This window comes from Streptococcus castoreus DSM 17536 (assembly GCF_000425025.1).
Lineage (GTDB): Bacteria > Bacillota > Bacilli > Lactobacillales > Streptococcaceae > Streptococcus > Streptococcus castoreus.
This window is the reverse complement of sequence record NZ_AUKZ01000006.1, coordinates 96299-108369: the sequence shown is the minus strand read 5'-3', so window position 1 is coordinate 108369 and position 12071 is coordinate 96299. Positions and strand designations below refer to the sequence as shown.

General features: G+C 38.9%; 23 protein-coding genes. 1 reads left to right on the top strand and 22 read right to left on the bottom strand.

The annotated features are described in order from the left end of the window. On the top strand, window positions 1-332 hold a 332-nt coding region (locus H346_RS0102980; RefSeq protein ID WP_027969770.1), incomplete at its 5' end, for a transposase. A gap of 551 nt (window positions 333-883) precedes the next feature. Here H346_RS0102980 and rplQ read toward each other — a convergent pair. The 22 genes from rplQ to rpsC form a co-directional block, all read right to left on the bottom strand. After that, the gene (gene rplQ / locus H346_RS0102975; protein WP_002986602.1) at window positions 884-1270 is read right to left on the bottom strand and encodes a 50S ribosomal protein L17; all 387 of its coding nucleotides are present in this window, start codon (window positions 1268-1270) and stop codon (window positions 884-886) included. A gap of 14 nt (window positions 1271-1284) precedes the next feature. Then, entirely contained in the window at window positions 1285-2223 is a 939-nt protein-coding gene (locus tag H346_RS0102970) for a DNA-directed RNA polymerase subunit alpha (protein WP_027969769.1), read from the bottom strand. A gap of 45 nt (window positions 2224-2268) precedes the next feature. Beyond that, complete coding sequence (gene rpsK, locus H346_RS0102965; protein ID WP_001118387.1) at window positions 2269-2652, bottom strand: 30S ribosomal protein S11; 384 nt, start codon at window positions 2650-2652, stop codon at window positions 2269-2271. A 17-nt stretch (window positions 2653-2669) separates the two neighbouring features. After that, entirely contained in the window at window positions 2670-3035 is a 366-nt protein-coding gene (gene rpsM / locus H346_RS0102960) for a 30S ribosomal protein S13 (RefSeq protein ID WP_003046081.1), read from the bottom strand. An 18-nt stretch (window positions 3036-3053) separates the two neighbouring features. After that, complete coding sequence (gene rpmJ, locus H346_RS10185; RefSeq protein ID WP_000868345.1) at window positions 3054-3170, bottom strand: 50S ribosomal protein L36; 117 nt, start codon at window positions 3168-3170, stop codon at window positions 3054-3056. Between the two features lie 25 nt (window positions 3171-3195). Continuing rightward, window positions 3196-3414, bottom strand: a complete 219-nt coding sequence (infA, locus tag H346_RS0102955) for a translation initiation factor IF-1 (RefSeq protein WP_001040189.1) — start codon at window positions 3412-3414, stop codon at window positions 3196-3198. 116 nt (window positions 3415-3530) lie between these two features. Then, window positions 3531-4172 carry an adenylate kinase gene (locus H346_RS0102950; protein WP_027969768.1) on the bottom strand — a complete coding sequence of 214 codons (642 nt, stop codon included), beginning with the start codon at window positions 4170-4172 and terminating at the stop codon, window positions 3531-3533. Window positions 4173-4307: 135 nt separating this feature from the next. Further along, complete coding sequence (gene secY, locus H346_RS0102945; RefSeq protein ID WP_027969767.1) at window positions 4308-5612, bottom strand: preprotein translocase subunit SecY; 1305 nt, start codon at window positions 5610-5612, stop codon at window positions 4308-4310. A gap of 16 nt (window positions 5613-5628) precedes the next feature. Then, window positions 5629-6069: a 50S ribosomal protein L15 gene (gene rplO / locus H346_RS0102940; RefSeq protein WP_027969766.1), complete on the bottom strand. Its 441-nt coding sequence runs from the start codon at window positions 6067-6069 to the stop codon at window positions 5629-5631. Window positions 6070-6281: 212 nt separating this feature from the next. After that, window positions 6282-6464, bottom strand: coding sequence for a 50S ribosomal protein L30 (rpmD, locus tag H346_RS0102935; RefSeq protein WP_003046072.1), 183 nt, complete (start codon window positions 6462-6464; stop codon window positions 6282-6284). A 14-nt stretch (window positions 6465-6478) separates the two neighbouring features. Further along, complete coding sequence (gene rpsE / locus H346_RS0102930) at window positions 6479-6973, bottom strand: 30S ribosomal protein S5 (RefSeq protein WP_027969765.1); 495 nt, start codon at window positions 6971-6973, stop codon at window positions 6479-6481. 18 nt (window positions 6974-6991) lie between these two features. Then, complete coding sequence (gene rplR / locus H346_RS0102925) at window positions 6992-7348, bottom strand: 50S ribosomal protein L18 (RefSeq protein WP_027969764.1); 357 nt, start codon at window positions 7346-7348, stop codon at window positions 6992-6994. A gap of 99 nt (window positions 7349-7447) precedes the next feature. Further along, window positions 7448-7984, bottom strand: coding sequence for a 50S ribosomal protein L6 (rplF, locus tag H346_RS0102920; RefSeq protein ID WP_027969763.1), 537 nt, complete (start codon window positions 7982-7984; stop codon window positions 7448-7450). Window positions 7985-8337: 353 nt separating this feature from the next. After that, entirely contained in the window at window positions 8338-8736 is a 399-nt protein-coding gene (rpsH, locus tag H346_RS0102915; RefSeq protein ID WP_027969762.1) for a 30S ribosomal protein S8, read from the bottom strand. A 206-nt stretch (window positions 8737-8942) separates the two neighbouring features. Next, window positions 8943-9128, bottom strand: a complete 186-nt coding sequence (locus H346_RS0102910) for a type Z 30S ribosomal protein S14 (protein WP_002987746.1) — start codon at window positions 9126-9128, stop codon at window positions 8943-8945. Between the two features lie 15 nt (window positions 9129-9143). After that, on the bottom strand, window positions 9144-9686 hold the full coding sequence (rplE, locus tag H346_RS0102905; RefSeq protein WP_027969761.1) for a 50S ribosomal protein L5: 543 nt from the start codon (window positions 9684-9686) through the stop codon (window positions 9144-9146). Between the two features lie 23 nt (window positions 9687-9709). Next, window positions 9710-10015 (bottom strand): 50S ribosomal protein L24, encoded by a 306-nt coding sequence (gene rplX, locus H346_RS0102900; RefSeq protein ID WP_027969760.1) that lies wholly within the window; start codon window positions 10013-10015, stop codon window positions 9710-9712. An 84-nt stretch (window positions 10016-10099) separates the two neighbouring features. Then, the gene (gene rplN / locus H346_RS0102895; RefSeq protein ID WP_027969759.1) at window positions 10100-10468 is read right to left on the bottom strand and encodes a 50S ribosomal protein L14; all 369 of its coding nucleotides are present in this window, start codon (window positions 10466-10468) and stop codon (window positions 10100-10102) included. Window positions 10469-10492: 24 nt separating this feature from the next. After that, entirely contained in the window at window positions 10493-10753 is a 261-nt protein-coding gene (gene rpsQ / locus H346_RS0102890) for a 30S ribosomal protein S17 (protein ID WP_003049116.1), read from the bottom strand. A 27-nt stretch (window positions 10754-10780) separates the two neighbouring features. Then, a complete protein-coding gene (gene rpmC / locus H346_RS0102885; RefSeq protein WP_027969758.1) occupies window positions 10781-10987 on the bottom strand; it encodes a 50S ribosomal protein L29 in 207 nt (68 codons plus the stop codon). 9 nt (window positions 10988-10996) lie between these two features. Next, window positions 10997-11410 (bottom strand): 50S ribosomal protein L16, encoded by a 414-nt coding sequence (gene rplP, locus H346_RS0102880; protein WP_027969757.1) that lies wholly within the window; start codon window positions 11408-11410, stop codon window positions 10997-10999. A 3-nt stretch (window positions 11411-11413) separates the two neighbouring features. Continuing rightward, entirely contained in the window at window positions 11414-12067 is a 654-nt protein-coding gene (gene rpsC, locus H346_RS0102875; protein ID WP_012514737.1) for a 30S ribosomal protein S3, read from the bottom strand. Window positions 12068-12071: the final 4 nt, after the last annotated feature.

The following is a 12071-nucleotide window of genomic DNA, read 5'->3' as shown; positions in this document are numbered from 1 at the left end:
ATTGGATGAATGAATTTTTACTCCAGCTATCAGCAAGTTATCCAAATGACTACATTATTTTAGTCATGGATAATGCCATCTGGCATAAATCTAAGACAGTAACTATTCCTGAGAATATAGAATTCACCTTCATTCCACCCTATACACCTGAAATGAACCCTATTGAACAAGTATGGTCAGAGATTCGCAAACGTGGTTTCAAGAATAAGGTATTTAGAACTCTAAGTGCGGTAATGGATAAACTTCAGGAAGTTATTCAAAACTTATCTTCTGCTCAACTCAAGTCAATTGTACATAGAGATTGGACATCGGCTATTTTTGATTTTAATTGAGTATTAACATAAATGAAGTTTAGCGAGTGCCTTTAGACACCGCTAGAGAGAAACGATAGGTTATCCATTCTCAATGGGGCATGGCTAGCAATTACAGCTGTTATAATTTATTAAAATGGATTGACGAAAATATATATAAGGTAGTAGTCGTCATACTTCACAGCAACTAAGTTTCAAAGTTTTAAGCTAATATTCCTTATTTTGTTTGAAATCTCACAGAACTAAGATTCAAACCCAAAACTGAAAAAATCAATGTCATTCTGTCTTACGGTTGTTTCTTCATCCGTCCACTACAGTTGACTCATAGCTATTTAATTAGGGTATTATAGAGCCATTTTTAGAGAGGAACTCTTAATCCAAGTTAGACAAGGCAAAACGCCTGCTTACGAAGTACTTCTAATCATAGACCTATTTCGTAAACAAGCGTTACACATATTAACAATATATGATGAGTGTTCCCGCTAGGAAAAACCTAGCGGTAGACCAGAGCTAGACTAAGAATAATAGGATTATCATTCCACCATCATAACACTCAACAAAATTGATAAAAATTAAACTAATTCAATAATTGCCATTGGAGCAGCATCTCCACGGCGTGGTTCTGTTTTAAGAATACGAGTGTATCCACCATTGCGTTCTGCATAACGAGGTGCAATCTCAGAGAAAAGTTTCTGAAGCGCTGTTGTTGATGTATACTTGTCAGTAGCTTCATCATAGTTTTCTGATGCAATTTCATTACGAACGTATGCAGCTGCTTGGCGACGAGCATGAAGATCACCACGTTTACCAAGAGTAATCATTTTTTCAACTGTTTTACGGATTTCTTTTGCACGCGCTTCTGTCGTTACAATTGATTCATTGATTAAAAGATCTGTCGTTAAATCACGAAGCATTGCTTTACGTTGTGAGCTAGTGCGTCCTAGTTTACGGTAAGCCATTTTGTCCTCCTATATTATTTATCGTTTTTTAGTCCAAGACCTAAATCAGCAAGTTTAACCTTAACTTCTTCAAGGCTCTTACGTCCAAGGTTGCGGACTTTCATCATTTCAGGCTCAGATTTTTCTGTCAAATCAAATACAGTATTAATACCTGCACGTTTTAAGCAGTTATATGAGCGTACGGATAAGTCAAGTTCCTCAATAGTGCGGTCAAGCACTTTTTCATCGTTCACTTTTTCAGTTTCTTTCATTACCTCAGTTGCTTTAGCAACATCAGTTAAATCTGTAAATAAATTCAAGTGTTCGATCAAAACTCGGGCAGATAAACCTAAAGCATCTTCAGGAATAATTGTTCCGTTTGTCATGATTTCAATTGTTAACTTATCAAAGCCATCATTGCTACCAACGCGGGCAGACTCAACCTGATAATTAACTTTTTTAACTGGCGTATAGATTGAATCTACTGCCAATGTTCCCACAGGTGCATCATCTTTTTTATTACCTTCTGCTGGCACATATCCACGCTTTTTGGCAACAGTCATAGTAGCTCGCAAAGCATGTCCTTCTGCAATTGTAAAAAGATAATGATCCGGGTTAACAAGTTCGATATCACTGTCAGTAAGGATATCCCCAGCTGTTACTTCCGCTGGTCCTTCTACATCAAGTTCAATAATCTTTTCGTCTTCGACGTATGATTTCACAGCAAGTCCCTTAACATTAAGGATAATTTGCATGACATCTTCACGTACACCTGGGATTGTATCAAATTCGTGTAATACTCCATCAATCTTAATTGATGTAACTGCTGCACCTGGAAGTGACGACAGGAGTACACGACGAAGAGAATTACCTAGAGTTGTACCGTATCCACGTTCAAGTGGTTCGATTACAAATCTACCATAATCTTTATTTTCATCAATTTTTGTTATTGTTGGTTTTTCAAACTCAATCATTTTTTCACCCCTCGAAACGAAACTTGTGTACTATTTGTTATATGATTATACACGACGACGTTTTGGAGGACGAGCACCATTATGTGGTACAGGAGTCACATCACGAATTGCAGTTACTTCAAGACCAGCAGCAGCTAGGGCACGGATAGCTGATTCACGACCTGAACCAGGACCTTTTACAGTAACTTCAACCGTTTTAAGTCCATGTTCTTGTGCAGATTTTGCAGCAGCTTCTGCAGCCATTTGAGCAGCGAATGGAGTAGATTTACGAGAACCTTTAAAACCAAGAGCACCAGCTGATGACCATGCAAGAGCATTACCATGCACATCTGTAATCATAACAATAGTGTTATTAAATGTAGCGTGAATATGTGCAACACCGGATTCAATGTTCTTCTTCACACGACGTTTACGTGTTGGTTTAGCCAATTTTTTTACCTCCTATTTTATTTTTTCTTACCTGCAATCGCGACAGCTTTACCTTTACGAGTGCGAGCATTATTTTTAGTGTTTTGTCCACGGACAGGAAGTCCACGACGGTGACGGATTCCACGGTATGAACCGATTTCCATCAAGCGTTTGATGTTCAAGTTGACTTCACGACGAAGGTCACCTTCAACTTTAATTGCATCTACTTCACGACGGATAGCGTCTTCTTGATCTGATGTCAAATCTTTAACACGGATATCTTCTGAAATACCAGCAGCTGCCAAGATTTTTTTTGATGTTGCAAGACCAATTCCGTACACATAAGTAAGTGAAATTACTACGCGTTTATCATTTGGAATATCAACTCCAGCAATACGAGCCATTTTTTCTCCTTTCTATTCTTATCCTTGACGTTGTTTGTGTTTTGGATTTGTTGGACAAATTACCATAACACGACCGTTACGACGAATAACTTTACAGTATTCGCAAATTGGTTTAACCGATGGTCTTACCTTCATGTTTTAATCCCTCCAATTATTTCGATTATTTAAAGCGGTATGTGATACGTCCACGTGTCAAGTCGTATGGACTCATCTCTACAGTAACACGATCACCTACCAAAATACGAATGTAATTTTTACGGATTTTTCCTGATACAGTTGCCAGAATCTGATGTCCATTTTCCAATTCAACAGTAAACATTGCGTTTGGCATAGTCTCTACGACTTTGCCTTCAATTTCAATCACGTCTTCTTTTGCCACGCAAAAGCCCCCCTAAATTTCGATTTGATGTCCTCTGAGCACAGAGGTAACAATTATAAGTCAGACTAGCCTATTATATCACGACTAAACAACTTGCGCAAGCCATTTCCTTGAATTTATTTTAGGCTAGATAGGACGTTTTCAATAGTAAGAAAAACCTCCGAAATATCTTTATTTCCATCAATATCGTAAACAATTCCTATTTGACGATAATGTTCAAGAATTGGTTCGCCTTGTGCAATATTGACATCCAAGCGACGTTTTACTGTCTCAGGTTTATCATCTTCACGTTGATAGAAATCACTTTCATCATAATCACCGACTGGTGGGTTAAAGATTCTGTGGAAAGTTTCCCCCGTTTTTTTATTAATAATACGACCGCTAAGCCGTTCAACTAGAGCAGCCGGATCAACATCAATATTAATAACTCCGTCTAAAGTAAGTCCCAAGGCTTTTAGAGCATCATCCAAAGCATATGCTTGTTCAAGCGTACGTGGATAACCATCCAATAAGAAACCATTGTCATTAATATCATCCCGTGACAAGCGTTCCTTAACGATTCCATTTGTAACTTCATCGGGTACTAAATCACCTTTGTCAATATATGATTTAGCAAGAACTCCCATCTCAGTTTGGTTAGCCATGGCTGCACGGAACATATCTCCCGTTGAAATATGGATTAACCCAAATTCTTCAACAATCTTTGCAGCTTGAGTACCTTTCCCAGCTCCTGGTAAACCCATGATTAAAAGATTCATCTTTTTCTCCTCTTTTAAATTAGGAAATTAATTTCCTTTTTTTGTTTTCAAATGGCAATAAGAAATCGTTTTAGTTTACTAAGTCTTACTGTCATTTAAAAACAAAATAGAAGGTTGACAAGGTCAACCTATATTCTATTCTGTAATATTCATAAATCCAACATATTTCCTCTTGAGAAGGTAGCCTTCAAGTTGTTTCATCCCTTCGATACCAGTTGAAATCAAAATGAGCAAGCTTGTCCCACCTAAAGCAATACTAGAAGAAAGGTTAAGGGCTTGTTGTGCTGCAATCGGTACCAGAGAAATAAAGGCTAAGAAAACAGCTCCTACGGTCGCTAATTTTTTAAGCAATGATGACATAAATTGTTCTGTCTCACGTCCAGGTCTAACACTTGGAATATAAGACGAATTCTTCTGAAGATTTTCTGCTGTCTTTTCAGGATTTACCTGAACAAAAGTGTAGAAGAACGAGAACAAAACAATCAGCAAAGCATAAACCATCATGCCAACGGGAGTTTGATAATTAAAAATCTCCTGTAGGCGTGCTAACCACGGTATATTTTTACCATTTTGAATAAAAGGAATAATCGTACTTGGAATAGTTGTAATCGAGCTGGCAAAGATAACAGGAATAACACCAGCTGGATTTACTTTTAATGGAAGGTATGAACTTGTAGGTGCACCTTGCATCAACTTTGTATATTGGATTGGAATTTTATATTCTGCTTGTTGAACGTATGTTGTAAAGAAAACAATAGCAAGAACGGCTAAGATTAAAATACCAACGATAATGTATGATGACTGTAAATCACTTGCTTTAACATTGACAAAGTAATCTTCGCGAATCGTTGCAATCGCATTTGGAATAGATGAAATGATCCCTGCAAAGATAATCATTGAAACTCCATTACCAAAGCCTTTATCTGTAATTTGTTCTCCAAGCCAAGTAACAATCACACTACCTGTTGTGAGCAAAGCGCCTATAAGCAAATAGGTTCTAACATCTGGTGTCTTCACAAGAGCAACACTTGATAAGGTATTAAACCCTGCGGTAATACCAATAGATTGTGCGAAAGCCAAAACGAGAGAAATGTAACGTGTCGCCTGATTTAATTTGCGACGACCAACCTCACCTTGTTTCCCCCATTCAACAAACTTCGGTAAAATATCCATTTGCAACAGTTGAACAACGATCGAAGCGGTAATGTAAGGGCTGACCCCCATAGAGAATACCGAAAAGTTTCTCATAGCATTACCACTGACCAAGTTTAACATGTTTAGAAAAGGAAGTTCACTCAGCTGCTCTAAGCTTTTTGCATTTACACCAGGTACAGTGATATGCGTCCCGATTCGGAATACAAAGATGATAAAGATTGTGAAAAAAATTTTATTTCTTACAGTCCTTATCTTCAATGCATCTTTAAGTATTTTTAAGAACATAATGAGTATCCCCTCATTAGATGACTTCGATTGAACCACCTTTAGCAATAATAGCTGCTTCAGCAGATTTTGAGAATTTAGCTGCTTTTACAGTCAACTTTTTAGTCAATTCACCGTTACCAAGAACTTTCACACCTGATTTTTCGGCACGAACAATTCCAGCTTCTTTAAGAACAACTGGTGTCACTTCAGCGCCATCTTCAAAGATGTTTAGTTGTTCAAGATTAACAAGCGCATATTCCTTAGTGTTGATATTTGTAAATCCACGTTTTGGAATACGGCGGAACAATGGTGTTTGTCCACCTTCAAAACCTAGACGTACGCCACCACCACTACGAGATTTTTGACCTTTTTGACCACGACCAGATGTTTTACCATTGCCTGATGATGTTCCACGTCCAACACGGTTGCGTACTTTACGAGAACCTTCAGCAGCTTTTAATTCATGAAGTTTCATTTTTTCTCCTTTTTTGTAAAATGCTAGCGCCTCTATGAGGAGAAAGGACTCCCCATAGAAACTCGCCTATACATTAATAATATTAAGTTATCAAGAATAACCTAATGCAGATACGCACTAACCGACCACTGTTTATTGCCTAAAAAGCAATTCACAAGAGTCGGTTCTGTGCCTGTGTTAATCTATGAAATCAAAGATTTCATGCATATAACTTATTTAACGTCTTCAACTGTAACTAAGTGAGAGATAGCTGTAACCATACCACGGATAGCAGCGTTATCTTCTTTAATGACTGAAGAGTTTAATTTACCAAGTCCAAGAGCAACAACCGTTTTACGTTGTTCTGGCTTACGTCCGATTGGAGACTTAGTCAAAGTAATTTTAATTTGAGCCATGATGATCCCCTTTCTTATGCTAAGTCAGAAACTGAGATGCCGCGAAGTGCGGCAACTTCTTCTGCACGTTTAAGTTGTTTCAATCCTTCAACAGTTGCACGAACAATGTTGATTGGAGTATTTGAACCAAGAGATTTTGAAGTAATATCAGCAATACCTGCTAATTCGATGACGGCACGAACTGCACCACCAGCAGCAACTCCAGAACCTTCTACAGCTGGTTTCAATAATACTTTAGCTCCACCAAAGTTAGTAAATACTTCGTGAGGAATTGTTGTGCCAACCATTGGTACTTCAATCATGTTTTTCTTAGCAGCTTCAACTGCTTTACGGATTGCTTCTGGTACTTCCTGAGCTTTACCAGTACCAAATCCAACACGACCATTTCCATCACCAACAACTACAAGAGCTGCAAAACGAAGACGACGTCCACCTTTAACAACTTTTGTAACGCGGTTAATCGCAACAACGCGTTCTTCAAGTTCAACTGCATTATCTTTAAATGCCATTATTTTGTGTCCTCCCTATTAGAATTTCAATCCGTTTTCACGAGCTGCATCAGCTAAAGCTTTAACACGGCCGTGATAGAGATATCCACCGCGGTCAAACACCACTTCAGAAATACCTTTAGCCACTGCACGTTCAGCAACAAGTTTGCCGACTACAACGGCTTGTTCAGTTTTACTTCCTTTAGAAACTTCTTTGTCAAGAGTTGATGCACTTGCGAGCGTTACACCCGCTACGTCATCAATAACTTGAGCGTAGATGCCTGTATTAGAACGGAATACGTTCAAACGTGGGCGTTCTGCAGTTCCAGAGAGTTTACCGCGGACACGACGATGGCGTTTTTGGCGGACTTTGTTTTTATCTGGTTTCGAAATCACAATTTTCACCTCTTAATTTAAGTTTGACTATTGGACAAATTGTCCATTGAACTCACCAGACATGGTATAAAAACCTTAAACCATGCCCGACTAAGAACATTATTTACCAGTTTTACCTTCTTTAAGGCGCACATACTCACCAACGTAGCGGATACCTTTACCTTTGTAAGGTTCTGGCGAACGTAAGCTACGGATGTAAGCAGCCGTTTGACCAACAACTTCTTTGTTGATTCCTTCAACTGAGATTGAAGTTGGGTTAGCAACAGTGAACGTAATTCCTTCTGGAGCTTCAACTTCATCCTGGTGAGATTTACCTACTGAAAGGACTAGTTTCGTACCTTGAAGTTGAGCACGATAACCGACACCTTTCATTTCAAGATCTTTTTTGAAACCTTCAGAAACACCAACAACCATGTTGTTCAAGTTCGCACGAGTTGTTCCATGGATTGTTTTCATTTCTTTTGAGTCGTTAGGACGTACAAGAGTAATCTCAGTCCCTTCAACTTTGATTTCAATGTTTTTGTTGAACTCACGAGTGAGTTCGCCTTTAGGTCCTTTTACAGTAACAACGTTGTCATTATTAATGATTTCAACACCTGCTGGCAAAATAATAACTTTATTACCAATACGTGACATATTTTTCTCCTGTTAGATTATCAAGCCGCTGTGCGACTAGTTTTCACGGGTAACCAAGATACTAAGGGCGGTAAACGCCATAGTGAAAATAGAAAACTTGACGAGTGTAAAACTCCAGTGGTGTTTTACAGGCTGTCAGTCGCAAACAAAAAACTGACAGAGCACTAGAAGTTTGTCTTTTTCACACAGACTTTCGCCCGTGTTCAATTGGTTAAGGTAAGCATGATTGTTCAACTATGATTTGAACACAGCCGACGAACGGGCATCTGAAATAGATAAATGCTCTTGTTTACAAGTAAACGGCATGCGTTCTCGAATTTTAGATTATTCGTTACGGCTTTTGTATCATGACATTACCAAACGTAAGCAATAACTTCTCCGCCAACATTTTTTTGGCGTGCTTCTTTATCAGTCAAAAGACCTTCAGAAGTTGAAATGATTGCAATTCCAAGACCATTAAGAACTTTAGGAATAGCTTCACGTTTAGCATAAACGCGAAGACCTGGTTTTGAAATACGCTTCAGATTAGTAATAACACGTTCACCGTTTTGACCATACTTAAGGAAAACACGAATGATTCCTTGTTTGTCATCTTCAATAACTTCAACGTTTTTCACAAAACCTTCACGTTTAAGGATTTCTGCAATCCCTTTTTTGATGTTTGATGCAGGTACTTCTAACACTTCATGTTTCACTTGATTAGCATTACGAATGCGTGTTAAAAAGTCTGCAATTGGGTCAGTCATAACCATTTTATATTTTCTCCTCTTACTAGTAGTTTGAATCAATCACTTGCTAGTTAATTGCCCGACTGGGCAGGTTGTCCAACTAAGCCAATGAGCTTATTTGAACACGAACTGCGGGCTATGTGAAAAAAGATAAATCCTCCTAAAACGCAAGCGTTCTTCCTCAGATTTGCTATTTTCACTTTGTCCACTACGCTCTTTGTATCATTTTTTTACCAAGAAGCTTTAACAACACCTGGAATTTGACCTTTGTAAGCCAATTCACGGAAACAAACACGGCAAAGTTTAAACTTGCGGTAAACGGAATGTGGACGTCCACATTTCTCACAGCGAGTATAAGCTTGTGTAGAGTGTTTTGCAGGACGTTTGTTCTTAGCAATCATAGATTTTTTAGCCAATTTATTTACCCCCTATTATTTTGCAAAAGGCATTCCAAGGCCTTTAAGCAATTCACGTGATTCTTCGTCAGTATTTGCAGTAGTGACGATTACGATATCAAGACCACGCACTTTATCAACATCATCAAAGTTGATTTCTGGGAAGATAAGTTGTTCTTTCACGCCAAGAGTGTAGTTCCCACGTCCATCAAATGATTTTGTTGGAACACCGTGGAAGTCACGAACACGAGGAAGTGAAACGCTAACCAATTTGTCTAGGAATTCGTACATACGTTCGCCACGAAGGGTAACTTTCGCACCGATCGCAACACCTTCACGAAGACGGAAGCCAGCGATTGATTTCTTAGCTTTAGTAATAAGCGGTTTTTGACCTGAGATAAGCGCTAATTCAGCAGCTGCTTTCTCAAGGTTTTTTGCGTTTGACACCGCATCACCAACACCCATGTTAAGAACGATTTTCTCAACTTTTGGCACGGCCATAACTGATGTGTAATTGAATTTCTCTGTCAACACAGGAATTACTTCGTTAGTATATTTTTCTTTTAAACGATTTGCCATTATGCTTCTCCTTTCCTTCGTGATTAATCAAGCACTTCGCCTGATTTTTTGCTGTAACGTACTTTTTTGCCGTCAACAAATTTATAACCAACACGTCCAGCTACACCATTTTTATCCAATACTTGAACATTAGATACATGGATTGGAGCTTCTTTTTCAATGATAGCACCTTGAGGATTTTCGGTATTTGGTTTTTGGTGTTTTTTGATCATTCCAACACCTTCAACAACAACCTTGTTAAGTTTTGGAAGCGCCTTAAGCACTACAGCTTCAGTGCCTTTATCCTTACCAGCAATTACGCGAACTTTGTCGCCTTTTTTTACAAACATTCTGGGTTTCTCCTATTATTTTCTTACGCCCTAATGGGCACCCTAGGTAATCCTAGGGGACTTAGTTTGTTTAATCTTTAACAATTAAAGTACTTCTGGTGCAAGTGAAACAATCTTCATGTAGCCACCTTCACGAAGTTCGCGTGCAACAGGACCAAAGATACGAGTTCCACGAGGTGTTTTATCATCACGAATGATTACAGCAGCATTGTCATCAAATTTGATATATGAACCATCTGGACGACGAGCACCTGTTTTTGTACGAACGATAACAGCTTTAACCACGTCACCTTTTTTAACCGTTCCACCAGGAGTGGCTTGTTTTACAGAAGCAACGATCACGTCACCGATGTTAGCGAATTTACGTCCTGAACCACCAAGAACTTTGATAGTCAAGATCTCACGAGCACCGCTATTATCAGCAACTTTCAAGCGAGTTTCTTGTTGAATCATTTCAATTTTCTCCTTTTAGTTTGATTAGATAATAACAGCTTCTTCCACCACTTCTACAAGACGGAAACGTTTTGTAGCCGATAGTGGACGAGTTTCCATGATACGAACAATATCGCCTTCTTTAGCAAGGTTCTTTTCATCATGTGCTTTGTATTTTTTAGAATAGTTGATACGTTTACCATAGACTGGGTGGTTACGTTTTGTTTCAACTACAACAGTGATTGTTTTGTCCATCTTATCAGATACTACGCGTCCAACAAGGGTTTTACGTTGATTACGTTCCATTATTAGAATTTCTCCTTTCCCAATCTATTATTTCATTTCAGATTGCACCGTTTTTACACGGGCAATTTGTTTTTTCACTTCGTTCAAACGAGCAGTTTGATCAAGTTGACCTGCTGCAGCTTGAAAACGAAGGTCGAAAAGTTCTTTTTTGAGGTCGTTTTCTTTTTTAGCAAGCTCTTCTTGAGACAAGCCACGAAGCTCAGCAACAAACTTTTTGATTTCTTCAAGTTTCATGTCTTCTCCTTATTCTGCTTCACGTTTTACGAATTTACATTTAACTGGTAATTTGTGGCTAGCAAGACGAAGTGCTTCGCGAGCAATTTCTTCTGAAACACCGGCAACTTCAAACATCACTTTACCTCGTTTAACTGGCGCTACCCAACCTTCAGGTGCCCCTTTACCAGATCCCATACGAACCCCGATAGCTTTTGCTGTGTAAGATTTGTGCGGGAAGATTTTAATCCAAACTTTACCACCACGTTTCATATAGCGAGTCATCGCGATACGGGCAGCTTCGATTTGACGGTTAGTAATCCATGAGCTTGTTGTAGCTTGAAGACCAAATTCACCAAAATCTACAGTTTTTCCACCTTTTGCTTCACCACGCATTTTCCCACGGAACTCACGACGGTGTTTAACACGTTTAGGTACTAACATTTGTTATTTGCCTCCTTTAGTGTTTTTACGAGCTGGAAGGACTTCACCACGATAGATCCAAACTTTAACACCAAGTTTACCGTATGTAGTGTCGGCTTCTTCCCAAGCGTAGTCAATATCTGCACGAAGGGTATGAAGAGGAACAGTTCCTTCTGAGTAGCCCTCTGAACGAGCGATATCAGCACCGTTCAAACGACCTGAAACTTGAGTTTTAATCCCTTTAGCTCCAGCACGCATTGTACGTTGGATTGCTTGTTTTTGAGCGCGGCGGAAAGCAACACGTTGCTCAAGTTGACGAGCAATGTTTTCACCAACAAGGTGAGCATCAAGATCTGGTTGCTTGATCTCGATAATGTTAATATGTACTTGTTTTCCGGTTAATTTGTTAAGTTGAGCACGAAGGGCGTCAACATTTGCACCACCTTTACCGATAACCATACCTGGCTTTGCAGTGTGAAGTGAGACAATAACTTTGTTTACAGCACGTTCAATTTCGATTGTTGAAACTGAAGCTTCTGCTAATTCTTTGTTAATGAATTTACGGATTGCAAGATCTTCATGAAGGTAATCCGCGTATTCTTTTTCAGCATACCATTTCGCATCCCAGTCACGGATGATACCGACACGCATACCAATTGGATGTACTTTTTGACCCACGATT

What these genes read in the sequence shown, in the direction of transcription:
- rpmC (WP_027969758.1), bottom strand. Translation starts at nt 10,987, where the DNA reads ATGAAACTTGAAGAAATCAAAAAGTTTGTTGCTGAGCTTCGTGGCTTG.
- rpmD (WP_003046072.1), bottom strand. Translation starts at nt 6,464, where the DNA reads ATGGCTCAAATTAAAATTACTTTGACTAAGTCTCCAATCGGACGTAAG.
- rplE (WP_027969761.1), bottom strand. Translation starts at nt 9,686, where the DNA reads ATGGCAAATCGTTTAAAAGAAAAATATACTAACGAAGTAATTCCTGTG.
- rplF (WP_027969763.1), bottom strand. Translation starts at nt 7,984, where the DNA reads ATGTCACGTATTGGTAATAAAGTTATTATTTTGCCAGCAGGTGTTGAA.
- rplP (WP_027969757.1), bottom strand. Translation starts at nt 11,410, where the DNA reads ATGTTAGTACCTAAACGTGTTAAACACCGTCGTGAGTTCCGTGGGAAA.
- rpsE (WP_027969765.1), bottom strand. Translation starts at nt 6,973, where the DNA reads ATGGCATTTAAAGATAATGCAGTTGAACTTGAAGAACGCGTTGTTGCG.
- secY (WP_027969767.1), bottom strand. Translation starts at nt 5,612, where the DNA reads ATGTTCTTAAAAATACTTAAAGATGCATTGAAGATAAGGACTGTAAGA.
- rplX (WP_027969760.1), bottom strand. Translation starts at nt 10,015, where the DNA reads ATGTTTGTAAAAAAAGGCGACAAAGTTCGCGTAATTGCTGGTAAGGAT.
- rpsH (WP_027969762.1), bottom strand. Translation starts at nt 8,736, where the DNA reads ATGGTTATGACTGACCCAATTGCAGACTTTTTAACACGCATTCGTAAT.
- rpsM (WP_003046081.1), bottom strand. Translation starts at nt 3,035, where the DNA reads ATGGCTCGTATTGCTGGAGTTGATATTCCAAATGATAAACGCGTAGTA.
- rplN (WP_027969759.1), bottom strand. Translation starts at nt 10,468, where the DNA reads ATGATTCAACAAGAAACTCGCTTGAAAGTTGCTGATAATAGCGGTGCT.
- H346_RS0102970 (WP_027969769.1), bottom strand. Translation starts at nt 2,223, where the DNA reads ATGATTGAGTTTGAAAAACCAACAATAACAAAAATTGATGAAAATAAA.
- rpsQ (WP_003049116.1), bottom strand. Translation starts at nt 10,753, where the DNA reads ATGGAACGTAATCAACGTAAAACCCTTGTTGGACGCGTAGTATCTGAT.
- H346_RS0102950 (WP_027969768.1), bottom strand. Translation starts at nt 4,172, where the DNA reads ATGAATCTTTTAATCATGGGTTTACCAGGAGCTGGGAAAGGTACTCAA.
- rplO (WP_027969766.1), bottom strand. Translation starts at nt 6,069, where the DNA reads ATGAAACTTCATGAATTAAAAGCTGCTGAAGGTTCTCGTAAAGTACGC.
- rplQ (WP_002986602.1), bottom strand. Translation starts at nt 1,270, where the DNA reads ATGGCTTACCGTAAACTAGGACGCACTAGCTCACAACGTAAAGCAATG.
- rpmJ (WP_000868345.1), bottom strand. Translation starts at nt 3,170, where the DNA reads ATGAAGGTAAGACCATCGGTTAAACCAATTTGCGAATACTGTAAAGTT.